This is a genomic window from Streptomyces palmae (genome assembly GCF_004684805.1).
Lineage (GTDB): Bacteria > Actinomycetota > Actinomycetes > Streptomycetales > Streptomycetaceae > Streptomyces > Streptomyces palmae.
In genome coordinates, this window is record NZ_SRID01000106.1 from 1 (window position 1) to 18120 (window position 18120).

Genomic DNA, 18120 nt, shown 5'->3' on the forward strand with positions numbered 1-18120 from the left:
GCCCCCGTCTGCCCCCAGACCGGCCGCCCCGTCCGCCGGCACCGAACGCCAGATCGCCAGCACGGCGGGCACCGACACCAGGGCCACCGCCCAGAACGCCGAGCGCCATCCCCACACCTGGCCCAGCAGCGCCCCGCCCGGTACGCCCGCGACGCAGGCGATGGTGGTGCCGCCGAGCAGGATGGAGGTGGCACGCCCCTTGGCGTTCGGCTCCACCATTGCGGTCGCCGTAGCCAGGGCCACCGCCAGGAACCCGGCGTTGGCGAGCGCGGCGACCACCCGAGTGGCCAGCAGTACCGCGTAGCTGGTGGTGACCGCGCCGAGCACATGCACCAGCAGGAAGACCGTCAGGAAGACCAGCAGCGCGCGCCGGCGCGGCCAGCGCAGGCTGAGCATCGCCATCAGGGGCGCACCGATGATCATCCCCACCGCGAACGCCGAGGTGAGCGCCCCGGCCGTGGGGACGGACACATCGAGGTCAGCGGCGATGTCCGGCATCAGGCCGGAGAGCATGAACTCGGATGTTCCCTGGGCGAATACCGCCAGTCCGAGCAGATAGAGAACGAAGGGCACAGCACGACTCCGCAACCACATCAGGTATGGACGAAACGCGGCGGTGGCCCACGGCGCGCAGGCGGCAGCGATCCCTGAACACCGGGGAACGGGATCAGGGCGGTCCGGCCGGGCGCGCGCGAGCACCGCGCGGGGACCCGTCCCGGATCGGCTCAGGGCCTACGGCAGGGTCCGACTCAAGCCCGCACTACGGCGTTCCGGTGGCAGATGGTCACGGCGGACGGCGCCCGCGGCCCCTCGGGCGGCGGACACCCCGAAATCCCCCCGGTCCGCGAGCAGCGCGGTTCGCGGGGGCACGGCACAAGGAGCCACCGGACGACCGGTGGCTAGCGTCTTGACGCCTCGGGGCTGGACATGGGGCGCAGGCTAACGCGCCCGGCCACCCGGCGTCCACGCGTTTTGCGTCGCGTCGGCGGCAAGGCCGGGCACCCCACCCGCCGTGTTGCCAATACGGCAAGGATGATTGCCGACTCAGGGAGCACGGGCGCAGCCTGGTGCCCGTTCGAAGGCCATCGACCAGGTTCAGGAGGACAGACGATGACCACGCGCGAAGGCGCCGACCCCGCACCGAGCACCGGCCTCGCACCGGGCACCGCGGGCGGGGTGCCGTCCGACCAGCCCAACAACCGCGTCCACCACATCCGTTCCGGCGAGTTGGACGGCTACACCGCCATCAGCGGCGGCACGGTCGGATCGCGCAGGCTCTGGATGGGCCGGGTGGAGAACCCTCCGCTGAGCGCCACGGACAACCACCACCACGGCGCCTCGGAGGCGGGGATCTACGTGGTCAGCGGTCACCCGGTGTTCGTCTACCACGACGGCACCCGCGAGGTGCGGCTCACCGCCCACCCCGGCGACTTCCTGCTCGTCCCCCCGTTCGTCCCGCACCGGGAGGAGAACCCCGACCCGAACGAGCCGGTGGTCGTGGTGATCGCGCGGACCACCCAGGAGCCCATCAAGGTCTCGGTCCCGGAGCTGTACCAGCTCAAGGAGGTGGAGGCGGAGGCCCGGTAGGGAGGCGGCGGCTGGGCGGGCAGGTCCCGTTCGGCCGCTCCCCGCCTCGCCGCGCCTCCCGGGTCAGGGGCGCGCCGGGGGAGCCGCGCTGACGAGTCCCGACTCGTAGGCGCTGATCACCAACTGCGCCCGATCGCGCGCCCGCAGCTTGTGCAGCAGTCGGCCGATGTGGGTCTTGACGGTGCCGTGGCTGAGGTGGAGGTACTCGGCGATCTCCACGTTGGACAGGCCGCGGGCCACCAGCTCCAGGACCTCGCACTCGCGCGGTGTGAGGTCCTCCAGCGACGGCCCCGGCGCCTGGCGCGTACCGGGAAGACGGGCGAACTCGGCGATCAGACGCCTGGTCACCGAGGGCGCGAGGAGGGAGTCCCCGGCGGCGACGGTGCGTATGCCCGCCAGCAGGACGTCGGGAGAGGTGTCCTTGAGGAGGAACCCGGCGGCCCCGGCCCGCAGCGCGCCGTACACGTACTCGTCGAGGTCGAAGGTGGTGAGGATGAGGATGCGGGTCCCGGCCGTCTCGGGGGACCCGGCTATCCGCCGGGTGGCCTCGATACCGTCCGTGTCCGGCATCCTGATGTCCATCAGCACCACGTCCGGGCGCAGTCGCCGGGTGCTCTCGACGGCTTCGGCCCCGGTGCCGGCCTCGCCCACCGCGGCCAGCCCCGGGGCGCTGTCGACGAGCAGCCGGAAGCTGCCGCGCAGCAGGGGCTGGTCGTCGGCGACCAGTACCCGGATCGGTTCGGTCACGCGGTCGTCTCCTCTCGGCCGGCGGCGGTGGCCTGCGCGGGTTCGCGCGGGAGGCGGACCGAGACGGCGAACCCGCCGCCGGGTCGCGGCCCGGCCGCCAGCGTCCCCCCGTACATCATCACCCGTTCCCGCATCCCCACCAGGCCGTGGCCGCCTCGCAGATCCGCCCGGTCGCGGGCCGGGGCGTTCCCGGCTCCGTCGTCCACCACCTCGATCCGCACGCCCTCGCGCGAGTCCGCGGTGATCGTCAGCCGGCAGTGGGTGCCGTCCCCGGCGTGCTTGATCACGTTCGTCAGGGCCTCCTGGACGATCCGGTAGACGGTCAGCGCGGTCCCCGCGGGGAGGTCGGCGGCCAGCCGGGTGCGGAATCCGACGCGGACCCCCGCCTGCTCGGCGCGCCGGACCAGGAGCGGCAGATCGTCCAGCCCGGGCGGGGGCGCCGTCTGCGCCGTGCCTGACGGCCCCTGGACCGCGGGGTCGCCGCGCAGAACTCCCAGGGCGCGCCGCATCTCGGTGAGTGCCTCCCGGCCGGTCCGCTCGATCGCCTGGAGGGCGTCGCGGGTCCGCTCGGGGCGTTCCTCGGCCACATGGTTGGCGACCGCCGCCGAGACGACGATCACGCTGAGGCTGTGCGAGACGATGTCGTGGAGTTCTCTGGCGATGCGCAGGCGCTCCTCGGCCAGGGCATCCTCCGCCGCGCGCCGCTCCCGCCGGGCGGCTCGGGCGCGGCGCTCACGCACCACGCGGCCGGCGGTCCACGCGGAACCGACCACCAGCCACACCAGCGCCGCGATCGCGAATGCCTCGGGCCAGCGGCCGGAGGGGGTCACGGCCGCCTCTCCGGTGACGACCGCCGCCGCCGCGACGGCCAGGGTCAGGGCCAGCGCCGTCCAGGCCCGGCGTGCCGGCTCGGCGAGCGCCACCGCGTAGGCGGCCAGGGCGGTGGCGACATAGGGGTCGCGGGTGATGTCCAGGAGCGTCGCCGCCGCCGAGGCGCCCAGCACCGCGGCGAGCACGGGCAGCGGCCACAGCCGCCGTACGGCCAGCGGCGCCCCGGCGCAGACGGCCAGCAGCCAGCCCGCCCACAGCGGGCCGCGGAAGGCGGGCGAGCCGTCCGACGCCCCCTGGCCGGCCAGTACCCCGTACGTGGTGACCGCGGCGACCGCCGCACAGGCGTCGACCGCCAGCAGATGCGGGCCCGTTCGCAGGCGCCACCGCGCTGTGTGCATCGCCCGACGATACCGATGCCCGCTCATCCGGCCTGCCCGAAGAGGAACATCGCGACGCCCACGACGCCCACCAGGAGAAGCCGTCCGGCGGCCGTGGACGCGCGCGGGGTCGGCCCGGTGCGCAGTACGGCCACACCCAGCGGGACGAGCGCCACGCACAGTCCGGCGGCGGCGGCGACCGACCAGGCGGTCGTCCCCTTGAGCACCCCCAGCGGCATCGCCGAGGCCAGTGCCAGCGCCACCGCCCGCGCCGGTCCCAGCAGCCGCGCCCGGTAGGCGCCGACGGCCAGCAGGATCCAGCCGCCCATGATGGCGGCGTTCAGTGTGCTGAAGACGTGGAACGCGCCGTAGGACTCGCTCACCGTGCGCGTCGCCGACGCCGCCCCCTGGACGGTCACCAGTTGGAAGCCCAGGTGGTCCACGCCGGCGTGGAAGGTCCGGGCGAACAGGCCGAGGAGTGTGAGGGCGCCGCCCCAGGCGGCCAGTTCGCGGAAGCGCTCCCCGATCCTGGTGGCCAGGAGCACGACTCCCGGCCCGAGCAGCACCCACCCGGTGGCGACCAGGCTGTACGAGGCCGTCATGAGGTGGGGGTGGTCCTGGTACGCGCTCAGCTGCGCGGGGAAGAAGAGGTCGAAGCGCAGGCGCAGCAGTACGCCGGCGAGCACCGACAGGGGCCCGAGGAGGAGGCACGCGCCGCCCGCCCAACGCCCCGGAAAGGCGGGGTTCGCAACCTCGGTGGAGGCATTCGCAGTGGTCATGGGGCAACGGTGCCGCCGCCGCGGGCACCCCGTCGTCGGAGCACGGACCGTGCTTCCGGGTCCGACCGTGGTCGTACGGGAGCGGTGGGAGTCCTCCTACCGCGGGGGTACGGCGTCCGGGGGCGGTCCGGTGCGACGTCCGGGTGAACCCCGGTCCGGCGCTGAGCCGGACCGGGCGGCTCCGGTCCGGCGGCCCGTACCGGACCGGCAGCCCGACCGCGTCAGGCCCCGGTGGAACAGGCCGTGGCCACGTCAGGCCCGGCCGGACGGACCGTGGCGTCAGGCCCCGACCCGACAAGCCCTGGCGACAGGCCCCCGCCACCTCAGGCCCCGGCCGGACAGCCCCACCGCGTCAGGAACCCGTGACCCGCCGGCGGAACTCGTCCATCGGCATGGTCTTGTCGGACGGCGGCACCGTGATGGTGAACTTCTTGCCGAAGGAGTCGTAGGTGGTGGTGCTGGTACGCCCGTCGCGGGTGGAGTCCATGCGCAGCAGCCGGGGCGCGCCGTTCTGCAGGAAGTAGGTGTCGCTGGTGGTGCCGTCCGAGACCGCGATGGCGGTGGTCTGCTTTCCGGCCACCTTCCGGTCCTTGTCGGGGGCGGGCTTCCCGGTGTCGGCGATCCGGTAGAAGACGTCGCAGCCGTCGTTGGTCTCGCTGGTGACGTAGGTGTCGGCCAGCCGGTCCGGCACCTCGATCCGCTGCCCGCGCTGCTTGAGCGTGTCGGCCAGCATGGCCGAGCTCATGTAGGTGGTGCCGTTCTTGCAGTAGATCTCGTGGGTGAAGTCCTTCCCGCGCATGCGCATGTGGAAGCCCTGCTCGGGATCCGACCACATGTCCTGTCTGCCGCCGCCCAGAGCGGTCGTCGTGCCGGAGGCATGGAAGGAGGTGCCGCGCATCCCCTCGTTGACGGCCTTGATCCGCTCGGCCACGGGGCTGTCCGGAGTCGCGGGTTCGCTGCTCGCGGAGGAGGCGGGGGCACTGGGCTCCGGGTCGTCGGCGGAGTCCTTCTCGTTTCCGCAGCCGGTCGCGGCGAGGGCGAGGGCGGCGGCCACCAGAAGGGCCGGCAGGGTGGTTCCAGCGGTTCGGATACGGCGCATTCGATCAGGCTAACCATCCACCCGCACCCGTTCGAGCTGCCGAAACACTCGCTTACAAAACCGTGACGGCGCCCGGGCCCCGTGCTGGTACACGGTTCCCGGGCGCCGTCAGCGGCGTTCAGCGGAGCCGACTAGGCGTGGACGACGTCCTTCTCCTCCGCGAAGTGGCAGGCCGACTCGTGCGCGGCGGGACTGTCGCTGCCCTTGAAGCGCTCCGGCACCGCCAGCAGCGGCATCTCCTCGGCGCACTTGGGCTGCGCCTTCCAGCAGCGGGTGCGGAAGCGGCAGCCGGACGGCGGGTTGGCCGGCGAGGGGACGTCCCCGGTGAGGATGATCCGCTCGCGGCGGTCGCGGGCGTCCGGGTCTGGGACCGGGACCGCCGACAGCAGCGCCTGGGTGTAGGGGTGCGTCGGGTGGTCGTAGATCTCGGAGTCGGTGCCGATCTCCGCCATCTTGCCCAGGTACATCACGCCGACCCGGTCGGAGATGTGCCGCACGATGGACAGGTCGTGGGCGATGAAGATGTAGGACAGGTTGAACTCGTCCTGCAGCTTCTCCATCAGGTTGACGACCTGCGCCTGGACGGACACGTCCAGCGCCGAGACCGGCTCGTCGCAGATGATGATCTCCGGGTTGAGCGCCAGGCCGCGGGCGATGCCGATGCGCTGCCGCTGGCCGCCGGAGAACTGGTGCGGGTACCGGTTGATGTACTCGGGGTTGAGGCCGACGACGTCCAGCAGGTCCTGCACCTTGCGGCGCCGGTCGCCCTTGGGAGCCACCTCGGGGTGGATCTCGAAGGGCTCGCCGATGATGTCGCCGACCGTCATCCGCGGGTTCAGCGAGGTGTACGGGTCCTGGAAGACCATCTGGATGTTCCGGCGGACCGCCTTGAGCGCCCGCCCGGACAGCTTGGTGATGTCCTGGCCCTTGTAGAAGACCTCGCCCGCGGTGGCCCGCTCCAGCGTCATCAGCAGCTTGGCGACGGTGGACTTGCCGCAGCCGGACTCGCCGACGATGCCCAGGGTCTCGCCCTGGTACAGGTCGAAGGAGACGCCGTCCACGGCCTTGACCGCGCCGACCTGCTTCTTGAACAGGATGCCCTGGGTCAGCGGGAAGTGCTTGACCAGGTTGCGGACCTGGAGGATCGGCTCGCCGCGCTCCACCGGAGCCTCGATCGCCGCGACCGCCTCCTCGGCGGTGGCCGCGTCGACCTTCTCCACCTCGGTGGTGTTGGGGGTCGCGTCGGCGGGCTGGTCCACGGCCTTGTCGTCCTTCTTGAGCTCAGCCATGGATCGTCTCCTTCCAGAAGTGGCACGCGCTGCCGCGGCCCGGCAGTTCTGCGCCGTCCTGCTCGGTGACGGTGTGCAGGGCCGGCACGTCGGTACGGCAGATGTCCTGCGCCTTGGGGCAGCGCGGGTTGAAGGCGCAGCCCGTGGGGATCTTGAGCAGGTTGGGCGGCAGGCCCTTGATGGCGAAGAGCTCCTGGCCCTTCTGGTCCAGCCGCGGGATGGAGTCGAGCAGGCCGCGGGTGTACGGGTGCGCGGGCCGCTTGTACAGCTCGTGCACCGGAGCGGTCTCCACGATCCGCCCCGCGTACATCACCGCGATCTTGTCCGCGACGTCGGCGACCACACCCAGGTCGTGGGTGATCAGGATCAGACCCATGTTGTACTCGCGCTGCAGCTCCGCGAGCAGGTCCATCACCTGCGCCTGCACCGTCACGTCCAGCGCGGTGGTCGGCTCGTCCGCGATGATCAGCTCCGGCTCCAGGGCCAGCGCCATCGCGATCATGATGCGCTGGCGCATACCGCCGGAGAACTGGTGCGGGTAGTCGCTGACCCGGTCCTTGGCGGCCGGGATGCGCACCCGGTCCATCAGCTCGATGGCCTTGAGCTTGGCTTCCTTCTTGGACAGGCCCTGGTGCACCCGGAACATCTCGCCGAGCTGGTAGCCCACCGACAGCACCGGGTTGAGCGAGGAGAGCGCGTCCTGGAAGATCATCGCGATCTTGCGGCCGCGGATCTTCCGGCGCTGCTCGCCGCTCATCTTGAGCATGTCCTCGCCGTGGAAGAGGATCTCGCCCTGCGGGATCTTTCCGGGCGGCATGTCCAGGATGCCCATGATGGCCTGCGCGGTCACCGACTTGCCGGAGCCGGACTCGCCGAGCACGGCCAGCGTCTCACCGGCGTTGACGGTGTAGTTGACACCGTTGACGGCCTTGGCCACGCCGTCCCGGGTGTGGAACTCCACGTGCAGGTCGCGCACCTGGAGCAGCGGGGTGCCGCCCTTGCCCCCGGCGCGGGGCGCCGGGACGGAATCGGTCTTCTCGATAGTGGTCACGTACGCCTCCCTCAGCGCAGCTTGGGGTCGAGGGCGTCGCGGACCGCGTCGCCGAGCATGATGAAGGACAGCACGGTGAGGCTCAGCGCACCGGCGGGCCACAGCAGCATGTGCGGGGCGTTGCGGTACTGCTGGGCCGCGGAGGAGATGTCCTGGCCCCAGGAGATCGTCGGCGGCTTGAGGCCGACACCCAGGTAGGACAGCGTGGCCTCGATGGAGATGTAGGTGCCCAGGGCGATGGTCGACACCACGATCACCGGGGCGATCGCGTTCGGCAGGACGTGCCGGAGCATGATCCGGGTGGTGCTGGCGCCCAGTGCCTTGGCCGCCTGGACGTAGTCCTGCTGCTTGACGGTGATCACCGAACTGCGTGCGATACGGGCGATCTGCGGCCAGCTGAGCGCGATCATGAACGCGATCACGGTCCAGACGCTGCCGCCCTTGATGACGGAGAGGAAGACCAGACCGCCCAGGAGCAGCGGGATGCCGAAGAAGATGTCGGTGATGCGGGACAGCAGCGCGTCCCACCAGCCGCCGAAGTAGCCGGCCAGGCCACCGAGGACGCCGCCGAGCAGGGCCACACCGACGGTCACGCAGATGCCGACGGTGACCGAGGCACGGGCACCGTAGATGGTGCGGGCGTAGACGTCGCAGCCCTGGATGTCGAATCCGAAGGGGTGCCCGGAAGTGCTGCCCACCTTGGACTGGTCGAGGTTGCAGGCCCGCGGGTCTGTGGAGGTGAACAGACCCGGCCACGCCGAGACGGTCACCAGCAGCAGGATGAGCAGCGCGGAGATGATGAACACCGGGTTGCGGCGCAGGGTGCCCCAGGCGTCGCCCCACAGGCTGCGCGGCTTCTCGCGCTTCTCGGCAGCCGGAGCGGCGGCCGCCGCAGCCCCCGAGGGCGTCTTCTCAATCAGGTCAGGCATAGCGGATCCTCGGGTCGAGCACGGCGTAGAGGAGGTCGACGATCAGGTTCGCCAGCAGGAAGACGAGCACCAGGACGGTGACGAAGCCGACCACCGTCGGCGAGTTCCGCCGAACGACACCCTGGAGCAGCTGGTAGCCGACGCCGTGGATGTTGAAGATGCCCTCCGTGACGATCGCGCCGCCCATCAGGGCGCCGACGTCCGTACCGATGAAGGTGACCACCGGGATAAGGGAGTTGCGCAGCAGGTGCACCCCGATCACCCGGCGGCGCGGCAGGCCCTTGGCCACCGCGGTGCGCAGGTAGTCCGCGCGCATGTTCTCCACGATGGACGTTCTGGTCAGCCGGGTCACATAGGCGAGCGAGAGGCCGGCCAGCACGAAGGCGGGCAGGATCATCTCGTCGATCGTGGGATCGGCGGAGACCGAGGGTTCCACCCAGTTCCACTTGACGGCGAGGAAGTACTGCGCCAGATAGCCGATGACGAACACCGGGATCGAGATGACCACCAGGGTGCCGATCAGCACCACGTTGTCGAGGATCTTGCCGCGGCGCAGACCGGAGAGCAGGCCGAGGCCGATGCCCAGGACGATCTCCAGGCTGATCGCCACCAGGGTGAGCTGGAGGGTGGTCGGGAAGGCCTCCCCCATCAGCTCGGTGACCTTCTGCCCGTTGAATGCCTCGCCGAAGTCACCGGTGAAGATGTTGCCCATGTAGAGCACGTACTGGGTCACCAGTGGCTTGTCGAGGTTCAGATCGTGACGCATCCGGGCAACAGTCGCCGGGTCGGGCGTTCTGTCACCGAACATCTGGGCTACCGGGTCGCCCAGCGCGTAGACCATCGCGAAGATGATGAACGTGGTCCCGAGGAAGACCGGGATCATCTGGAGCAGTCGTCGGATGACGTAGCGCCCCATGGGAACTCCTTCAAGGTTCGGAAGCACGGCAGCCGAGGCCTTTGTGGGGACACTCGGCTGCCGTCTCCTGCTGGGCGTGAACCGACAGGCCTTCCTGGTCGGTCAGGAAGGCCTGTCAACCGGTTACTTGACCGAGATGGCCTGGTAGACCGGAACGCTGAACGGGTTCAGGGCCACGTTCTCGACACGGTCCGAGTAGGCGGCGCTGCCGTTCTGGTACCACAGCGGGATGCTCGGCATGTCCTTGACCAGGAGCTTCTCGGCGTCCTGGTAGAGCTTGATCGCCTTGGCGGTGTCCGGCTCGGCGTTCGCCTGGTCCAGGAGCTTGTCGAAGTCCTTGTTGCTGTACTCGCCGTCGTTGGAGCTGGCCTTGGTCTTGTACAGCGGAGTCAGGAAGTTGTCGATGAGCGGGTAGTCCATCTGCCAACCGGCACGGAACGGACCGTTCATCTCGCGCTTGGTGATCTGGTCGCGGAAGTCACCGAAGGTGCCGACCGGGTTGACCGTGCACGCGTCCTTCTTGCCCAGCACGTTGTTGATGCTGTTGCAGACCGCGTCCATCCACAGCTTGTGCGAGCCGGTGTCCACGTTGGACGACAGGACCATCTTGCCGCCCGGGATGCCGCCGCCCTCTTCGATGAGCTTCTTGGCCTTGGACGGGTTGTACGTGCAGTACTCGCCGCAGATGTCCTCGGAGTAACCACCGGTCTTCAGCACCGGGGAGGTGTAGTCCTTGGCAGGGGTGCGGGTCTTCGAGAAGATCTTGTCGGTGATCTGCTCGCGGTTGATCGCCATGGACAGGCCGTGGCGGACCTTGATCGCGTCCTTGGTGCCCCAGGAGTCCTTCTTGTAGAGCGGGAACGTGATGGTCTGGACGATGCCGGCCGGCTGGTTGATGTAGCGGCCCTGCATGTCCGAGTCGACGTTGGCGAGCTGACCGGCCGGCACGTCGTCGATGACGTCCAGGTTGCCGGCCATCACGTCGTTGTAGGCGGTGTTGAAGTCGGTGTAGACCTTCAGCTCCACGCCCTTGTTGACCGGCTTGTCCTCACCCGCGTACGTCTTGTTCACCGAGAGCTTCATCCCGGTGCCCTTCTTGTACGAGTCGACCTTGTAGGGGCCGTTGCCGATCGGCTTCTTCAGCCAGGCGTCGTGCTCCTTGAAGAAGGCCTCGGGGAGCGGCGAGAAGGCCTTGTAGCCCAGGTGCTGCGGCCAGGTGGAGAACTTCTTCGACAGCTTGACGGTGAAGGTGTAGTCGTCCTTCAGCTTCAGGCCGGACATGGTCTTGGCCTTGGCCTTGGCACCCTCGGCCTCGGGGTGGACGTCGGCGTAGCCCTCGATGTCCTGGAAGAAGGAGGCGCTGAGCTGCGCGTTGTCGATCAGGGCGCCGTAGTTCCAGGCGTCCACGTACGACTTGGCGGTGACCTTCTCGCCATTGCTGAAGGTCCAGCCCTTCTTCACCTTGATGGTGAAGTTCTGCTGGTCCTTGGTCTCAATGGACTCGGCCATGGCCGGCTTGGCCTCGGCGGTCTTGGGGTCGTACTCCATGAGACCCGTGAAGATCATGTCCAGGACCTTGCCGCCCTGGACCTCGTTCACGTTCGCCGGCTCGATCGGCTTCTGCGGGTCGGTCCAGGAGGCGCTCACGATGCCGCCACCGGAAGAACTACCCCCCTTGTCGTCCTTGTCGTCATCGCCGCCGCAGGCGGTTGCGGCCAGGGCCACAACCGCGGCCATCGCGACCCACTTGGCGCTGCTCGCACCACGCATGGGTTCCTCCTCTGGAGTCACTGTCTCTACGAGAGAGGGCGCCGAAAAGACGCTGACACCCCTGACAGCGACGAGACCTGGCACCCTCGTGTTCGCTCGTAGGCCCAGCGCTCCCCACAGCGCGTGACCCATTGACCCGAGCTCAATGGACCCCATGATTGAGCACACCAGCCGCGTAAACCACACTTAAAGGGTCTCGCTTTGGTCACATCATCTACGCGCGGAGCTGCTAAATCCGGACAAAACTGCGTCAGACAGACACACGCGAAACGGACTGATAACCCATCATCCGGATCTTCGTCACCGATATCCGGACGGCCGTTCGTGGTAAACACATTGACTGGCAGCTTTCGGCCATGGCAAGGGAAGTCCCTTGCCACCGGGCGGTTTCGCGGCGCCGGACCGCGGCGCCGGTTGCTGTACGTGAGCGGGGGCGGGACCCGGGCCGGCATCACGCCCGAGCGCCCGCAGGCGGCCGAAACCGAACCCTACGCCTGATGCTCCGACCGCGCCCGCCCTTCGCACGGAGAAGGCACCACGAGGTGACGCGCGGCCGCGGGGAGGCCGGGCCGTGTCCGCCGCCGGGGCCCGTCCCCCGGGCCGGGCGAGAACGCCGAGAACGCCGAGAGCGCCAGGGACACCGAGAAGGCTGAGAACGCCGGGCAGATTGAACGACGCCGATACGCCGACGGCCCGGCACCCCTGAGGGGTACCGGGCCGTCGTGGCGTACGGGACACCGCCGGTCGGCGGAGGCGTCAGCCGTGCTTGGCGCGCGAGGCGGCGCGGGCGCGCTCGCGGGCGTCCAGGTTCACCTTGCGGATGCGGACCGCCTCCGGGGTCACCTCGACGCACTCGTCGTCGCGGCAGAACTCCAGGGACTGCTCCAGCGAGAGCTTCCGCGGCGGGACGATCGACTCGGCCACATCGGCCGTGGACGACCGCATGTTGGTGAGCTTCTTCTCCTTGGTGATGTTCACGTCCATGTCGTCGGAGCGGGAGTTCTCACCGACGATCATGCCCTCGTACACCTCGGTGCCCGGCTCCACGAAGAGCACGCCGCGCTCCTGGAGGTTGGTCATCGCGAAGGCGGTGACCGCGCCGGACCGGTCGGCCACCAGCGAGCCGTTGTTCCGGGTGGTCAGGGTGCCGAACCACGGCTCGTGGCCCTCGTGGATGGAGTGCGCGATGCCGGTGCCCCGGGTGTTGGTGAGGAACTCGGTGCGGAAGCCGATCAGGCCGCGGGACGGGACCACGAACTCCATCCGGACCCAGCCCGAGCCGTGGTTGGACATGTTGTCCATCCGGCCCTTGCGGGTGCCCATCAGCTGGGTCACCGCGCCCATGTGCTCCTCGGGCACGTCGATGGTGATGCGCTCCACCGGCTCGTAGACCTTGCCGTCCACGTCCTTGGTGACCACCTGCGGCTTGCCGACGGTCAGCTCGTAGCCTTCCCGGCGCATGGTCTCCACCAGGATGGCCAGCGCCAGCTCACCGCGGCCCTGCACCTCCCAGGCGTCCGGGCGCTCGGTGTCCAGCACGCGCAGCGAGACGTTGCCGATCAGCTCGCGGTCCAGCCGGTCCTTGACCTGGCGGGCGGTGACCTTGCGGTCCTTGACCGCGGCCTTGGCGTCCGCGCCCTTGCCGGTGCCGCCGCGGCCGACCAGCGGGGAGGTGTTGGTGCCGACGGTCATCGAGATGGCCGGCTCGTCCACCGTGATCAGCGGCAGCGCGATCGGGTTCTCCGGGTCCGCCAGGGTCTCGCCGATCATGATGTCCGGGATACCGGCGACCGCGCAGATGTCACCCGGGCCCGCCTTCTCGGCCGGCTTGCGGGTGAGCGCCTCGGTCATCATCAGCTCGGTGATGCGCACATTGGCCATCGAACCGTCGCGCTTGATCCAGGCGACGGTCTGGCCCTTCTTGAGCTCGCCCTGCTCGACGCGGAGCAGCGCGATACGGCCGAGGAAGTTGTCCGCGTCCAGGTTGGTGACGTGCGCCTGGAGCGGTGCCTCCGCGTCGTACTCGGGGGCCGGGACGTGCGCCAGCAGGGTGGAGAAGAACGGCTCCAGGCTGTCGCTGTCGGCCGGGACGGTGCCGTCCTCCGGCTTGGTCAGCGAGGCGACGCCGTCACGGGCGCAGGCGTAGACGATCGGGAACTCGATCTGCTCCTCGTCCGCGTCCAGGTCCAGGAACAGGTCGTAGGTCTCGTTGACGACCTCGTCGATCCGGGAGTCCGGGCGGTCCGTCTTGTTGATGCACAGGATGACCGGCATCCGGGCCTGGAGGGCCTTGCGGAGCACGAAGCGGGTCTGCGGCAGCGGACCCTCGGAGGCGTCCACCAGCAGCACCACCGCGTCGACCATGGACAGGCCGCGCTCCACCTCGCCACCGAAGTCGGCGTGGCCGGGGGTGTCGATGATGTTGATCGTGATGGGCTCCCCGCCGTCCTTGGGGTGGTACTTGACGGCGGTGTTCTTCGCGAGAATGGTGATGCCCTTCTCGCGCTCCAGGTCGTTGGAGTCCATGACCCGGTCGTCCACCTGCTGGTGGGCGGCGAACGCGCCTGCCTGCTTGAGCATGGCGTCGACGAGGGTCGTCTTGCCGTGGTCGACATGGGCGACGATGGCGACGTTTCGGATGTCGTGGCGCGTGGGCACTTGCGGCGCTTCTCCCGGGAATCGTGGATGGCTGCGCGCCCGGTCCGGTACGCGCGCCTCGCCGGGCAGATCACGCCACGGCCTCACCCCATGGTACGTGCCGCCCGGGCGACCGGCCGCCTGGGCAATGATCAACCCGCTGACCTGCGGTGATGCGCGGGGCACCCAGGGACGGTACGGAGACGGGCCGCGCCGTCCCGGACCGCTCGCCCCGCCCTCTACCCCTCACCCCCGGCACCGGGGACCCGTCCGCGGTGGGCCGCAGCCCTCCCGGGGGCGCGACTACGGCTCGCCACACTCCCGGTCCGTCCGCCCGGCCGGGCAGGTTCCGGCCCCCCGGCGGGTCGGGCCCGCGCCGCCGGGGCGGCGGGACGCTCCGCCGCGCCTCAGACCCCCCGCCCGGGGTCGCCCTCGTGGCAGCCGAGCCGGGCGGCCTCGCGGATGCCCGCGAATTCCTTGCGGTCCGGGGCGCTCCCGCAGAACACGACCCCCACCTGATCGCCCACCTGGAAGGTGGCCACATGCCCCCGGGTGGTCGGGGCGTCCTCGCCCGGCGCCGCGCAGCGGTACCGGAAGTCCGCCTCGACCCGTTCGATCGCCCGCGCCGCGACGTAGCGGCCGGGGGCCTCGGCCCTGCTCCGCGCATAGCCCGAGCCGTCGTACCGGCTGGTGGTCGCGTAACCCTTCTCACCCGCGAGCGGGCCGCCCACCTTCCCGGACAGTGCGTGGATCACCTCCGACGCGGGCAGCTCGGGGCCCGCGGTGGTGCGGACCGCGGCCGTGTAGCGGGCGATCTCGTGTGCGTACCGCGAGCTGATGCCCTCCCCCTTGTGGTGAGCCCGCAGCGTGGTCATATGGGTCAGCGTCGAACGCTGGGACACGTTGGACCAGGTGTACCGGCCTCCGCCGCATGCCTTGGAGGCCGAATCCCCGCTGCTCCCGGAGCAGCCCGTGGCCGCCGCCAGCACCACCATCGCCGCCGCGATCCCGGCCGCCCCCGCCTTCTCGCTCCTTCGCATGGTCCCCCCTCGGCGGCACCGGCGAGCCGGGCCGCACCTCACTGATCACCGCTTGCTGACCGATCGTGGCCATCAAGACACTCTTGGTGCGTGGTGACAAGCGACTTGAGCGGATTCTGAGCTCCCGGGGTGGCCTCGGACCGCCCCCGCGGCCCGAGACCACACCTCCCGGCTCCTACTTGCGGAAGCCGATGTCCTGGTAGCGGGGGGTGGCGAAGCCGAAGGCGCCCACGTTGGCCAGGTTCTTGCGCACCGCGACCAGCTCGGGGCGCTGGAAGAGCGGGATGGAGCCGGCCGCCGCCCAGATCCGCGCGTCCACGCGGCTGACCAGTTTGCGGGCGGTCGCCTCGTCCAGCTCGGCGGACGCCTGCTCGAAGAGCTGGTCGATCTGGTCGGTGCCGACCCGGGAGTAGTTCTGCTCCACCACCAGCGTGCCGTCCTCCGCGGGGCGCGGCTTGGCGAAGACCGGGCGGGCGTCGGTGGCCGGGAAGGCGGTGGCCGGCCAGGAGTAGAGGGCCAGGTCGAAGTCTCCGGAGGCGATGTGGTCGGAGAAGTAGTCGGCGTCCTCGACCTTGGTGATCCGCGTGCGGACGCCGATCCGCTCCAGCATCCGGACGATCCGCTCCCCCACGGTGCGCAGTTGGGCGGAGCCGGGGCCGGAGGGCAGGACGAAGCGCAGGGCCAGGTCCCGGCCCCGCTTGGTCCTGAGCGGGACCGCCTGCCGTGCGCCGGGGTGCCGGGCCTCCCGGTCGGCCTGCGGTCCGCCGCCGGACCCGCTGCCCACGTCGTCGCCGGGGCGCGGCGCGGAGCGCGGCCGGGAGTCGGTGGCGTCCCGGCCCTCCTCGGTGCGGGTGCCGTCCTCGCCCTGGCCCACGGCGGTGTCCGTACGGACCGGGCGGCTGCCCGGGAGCCAGCCCGCGGTGGTGAGCAGGGCCTGCGCGCCCTGGGGGTCGGCGTGGCCGAGGGCACCGCTGTTGTCGCGGTATCCGAGCTGGGAGGTCATCAGCAGATGGCTGCCGAGCGGCCGGGAGGGCAGGCCGAGGGGTTTGAGCACCGCGTCGGCCAGTTCCTGGCGGTCGATGGCGGCGGCCACCGCACGGCGCACCCGCTCGTCGGCGAGCGGGCCGCGGGTGCCGTTCAGCGAGAGCTGGGTGTAGGCGGGCTCCAGTGCCTTGCGCACCGCGAAGCGGCTGAGCGCGATGGTCGCGGCGGAGGGCCGGCGGTCCTGGGCCGCGGGGGCGTGCGGATCGCGGCCGGGCGCGGCCCCGGGGTCGCGGCCCGGGGGCGCGGCGTCCGGGTCGGCGGCGTTCGGGTCCTGCCCCGAGGCGGCACCGGGGTCGCGGCCCGGGGCGGCATGCGGGTCGCGGCCCTGGGCGGCGGTGTCGCCGGTTCGCGCGGGCGCGCCGTTCTGCGGGGCCGCGTTCGGGGTGGCGGCGGGGTGACGGCCCAGGGGCGGGGCGAGGGCCGCGCCGGCGGCCTCGATGCGGGTGGCGTCGGCCGGGTCGAGTTCGCTCACGTCGATCGCGCCGGCGGTCAGCGCGGCGGCCCGCTGCTCGCGCGGTACGACCCGGAAGACCAGCCGGTCCAGCCGGGCGCGCTCGCCCCACCAGCGCGGATCCCGCGCCAGGGTGACCGATCCGCTGGTGGTGGCGCCGAGGGTGAAGGGGCCCGCGGTGGCCGGCAGCTCGGTGCGCGAGCGGTCGTTGAAGGCGCTCGGGCTGCCCATCACGGACTTCGGGTAGAGCGGACTGAACAGCGCCGGCCAGTCGGCGTACGGCCGGGTGAAGGTGACCTTGATCTCGCCCTCGCGCTCGCCCTTCTCGATGCCGCGGATGCGGTCGTAGCCCGCGTTGCGGGCGCTCCCGTACGCGCGCTGGGTGCCGCGCAGCGCCTGCCACTGGGCGGTGAAGTCCGCGATGCCGATGCGGCGGCCGTCACTCCAGGTCGCCTTGGGGTTCAGCCGGTAGACCACCACCTGCCGGGGCGTGCGCCGGACCACCTGGGCGGAGTGCAGGTAGTCGGGGTTGGCCTGCGGGCGGCCGCGGCTGTCCAGGGTGAACAGCGCGGGCAGCACCGCGCCCGCGATCCGCTGGGTGCCGTCGTCGGCGTCCGACTGGAAGACGTTGAAGGTGGCGGGCCGGGCGTCCAGGGCCCAGCGCAGGGTGCCGCCGTCGCGCAGCCGGGAGCGGTCGACGGCCGCCAGGTCCTGGGCGGCGGCGGGGGGCCGGGCTCGTGTGGTGCTGTGTCCGGAGCTGCATCCGGCCAGTGCGGGCAGCGGCAGGATCACCCCCGCGGCAAGCAGCGCCGCGCAGCGTCGCGTGTCCATGGCCATGGCTGATACCTCCGCAAGTACCCTATGACGCACCATGTGCGCTTTTGTCACTTTTTGTCGCTGATCACATATGCTGCTCACCCCACTGAAAGCGATGCCTTACTCGACGGCACGGCGACACGGCGGCACTCGGACCGAGCTCACCTGGACGGACCAACTGCGGGCACGCGCCCCGGCGCGTATCGGCGCATTCGCATCGGTGCCCTGTCGCAATCGCGGCGCGTCCCTTCCCAACCGGACTGTGACGCGCGACACTCGCTGTCGCATGAGCATCGCCACGCTCTCTCTTCTGCCGTCCGGCGGCGCGGAGAGACCCACGCGGAGGTGAAGACAAGCCATGTCCCTGACCGATGACCTGACGACGGCTCAGCGTTGCCTGGACGACCTCGACCGCGCCGTGGCCCGTCTGGAGCAGCGGGTCGGCAGCGGCCCGGACATCCGGCGGATCCGCAGCGGCAGCGGCCATCTGCGCGAGAGCCTGGCCCTGCTGCGTGAGACCACCCCCGGCGCCATGCTCCCCGACACACCGCAGCGGGAGCTGGTCGTCATCCCCGACACCCCGTACGACGCCTCGCTCTGGTCGGACGTGGACGACGAGGGACTGGGCGTGCGCGGCCGACGCGCGCCCTGACGGCCCGCCGACCGCCCCCGCGCCCTGAGCCGCGCACCCGCGCGCCCCCCGCACGTCTTCGAACCCGCCCACCGGCGCCACCGAGCCAGCCCGGCGCCCCTGACC

15 protein-coding genes are annotated in these 18120 nt (G+C 70.9%); 2 read left to right on the top strand and 13 right to left on the bottom strand.

Going from position 1 to position 18120, the window contains the following annotated elements:
• Window positions 1–573: MFS transporter (locus E4099_RS13860; RefSeq protein WP_135339343.1), on the bottom strand; the 573-nt coding region annotated here is incomplete at its 3' end.
• A 537-nt stretch (window positions 574–1110) separates the two neighbouring features.
• Between E4099_RS13860 and E4099_RS13865 the strand changes: the two genes are divergently transcribed.
• Complete coding sequence (locus tag E4099_RS13865; protein WP_135339344.1) at window positions 1111–1587, top strand: cupin domain-containing protein; 477 nt, start codon at window positions 1111–1113, stop codon at window positions 1585–1587.
• Between the two features lie 63 nt (window positions 1588–1650).
• Here the strand turns inward: E4099_RS13865 and E4099_RS13870 are convergent, their stop codons facing one another.
• The 12 genes from E4099_RS13870 to E4099_RS13925 all read right to left on the bottom strand — a co-directional run bounded on the left by E4099_RS13870 (window position 1651) and on the right by E4099_RS13925 (window position 17384).
• Window positions 1651–2334, bottom strand: coding sequence for a response regulator (locus tag E4099_RS13870; RefSeq protein WP_135339345.1), 684 nt, complete (start codon window positions 2332–2334; stop codon window positions 1651–1653).
• Window positions 2331–3563 (bottom strand): sensor histidine kinase, encoded by a 1233-nt coding sequence (locus tag E4099_RS13875; RefSeq protein WP_135339346.1) that lies wholly within the window; start codon window positions 3561–3563, stop codon window positions 2331–2333. Before E4099_RS13875 ends, E4099_RS13870 begins: the two co-directional genes overlap by 4 nt.
• 23 nt (window positions 3564–3586) lie before the next feature.
• A complete protein-coding gene (locus tag E4099_RS34170) occupies window positions 3587–4321 on the bottom strand; it encodes a hypothetical protein (protein WP_135339347.1) in 735 nt (244 codons plus the stop codon).
• 352 nt (window positions 4322–4673) lie between these two features.
• On the bottom strand, window positions 4674–5420 hold the full coding sequence (locus E4099_RS13885) for a hypothetical protein (RefSeq protein WP_135339348.1): 747 nt from the start codon (window positions 5418–5420) through the stop codon (window positions 4674–4676).
• A 131-nt stretch (window positions 5421–5551) separates the two neighbouring features.
• Complete coding sequence (locus tag E4099_RS13890; protein WP_135339349.1) at window positions 5552–6709, bottom strand: ABC transporter ATP-binding protein; 1158 nt, start codon at window positions 6707–6709, stop codon at window positions 5552–5554.
• Entirely contained in the window at window positions 6702–7760 is a 1059-nt protein-coding gene (locus tag E4099_RS13895) for an ABC transporter ATP-binding protein (protein WP_135339350.1), read from the bottom strand. The genes E4099_RS13890 and E4099_RS13895 overlap by 8 nt, the downstream gene beginning before the upstream one ends.
• Before the next feature lie 11 nt (window positions 7761–7771).
• Entirely contained in the window at window positions 7772–8689 is a 918-nt protein-coding gene (locus E4099_RS13900) for an ABC transporter permease (protein ID WP_135339351.1), read from the bottom strand.
• Window positions 8682–9605 (bottom strand): ABC transporter permease, encoded by a 924-nt coding sequence (locus tag E4099_RS13905; RefSeq protein WP_135339352.1) that lies wholly within the window; start codon window positions 9603–9605, stop codon window positions 8682–8684. The genes E4099_RS13900 and E4099_RS13905 overlap by 8 nt, the downstream gene beginning before the upstream one ends.
• A gap of 123 nt (window positions 9606–9728) precedes the next feature.
• On the bottom strand, window positions 9729–11375 hold the full coding sequence (locus E4099_RS13910; RefSeq protein WP_135339353.1) for a peptide ABC transporter substrate-binding protein: 1647 nt from the start codon (window positions 11373–11375) through the stop codon (window positions 9729–9731).
• A 756-nt stretch (window positions 11376–12131) separates the two neighbouring features.
• A complete protein-coding gene (gene typA / locus E4099_RS13915) occupies window positions 12132–14033 on the bottom strand; it encodes a translational GTPase TypA (protein ID WP_135339354.1) in 1902 nt (633 codons plus the stop codon).
• A 386-nt stretch (window positions 14034–14419) separates the two neighbouring features.
• On the bottom strand, window positions 14420–15052 hold the full coding sequence (locus E4099_RS13920; RefSeq protein WP_135339355.1) for a hypothetical protein: 633 nt from the start codon (window positions 15050–15052) through the stop codon (window positions 14420–14422).
• Window positions 15053–15227: 175 nt separating this feature from the next.
• Entirely contained in the window at window positions 15228–17384 is a 2157-nt protein-coding gene (locus E4099_RS13925) for an ABC transporter family substrate-binding protein (protein WP_135339356.1), read from the bottom strand.
• Between the two features lie 337 nt (window positions 17385–17721).
• On the opposite strand from E4099_RS13925, the gene E4099_RS13930 reads away from it, so the two are divergent.
• Window positions 17722–18015, top strand: coding sequence for a hypothetical protein (locus tag E4099_RS13930; RefSeq protein WP_135339357.1), 294 nt, complete (start codon window positions 17722–17724; stop codon window positions 18013–18015).
• The last annotated feature ends 105 nt before the right edge of the window (window positions 18016–18120 follow it).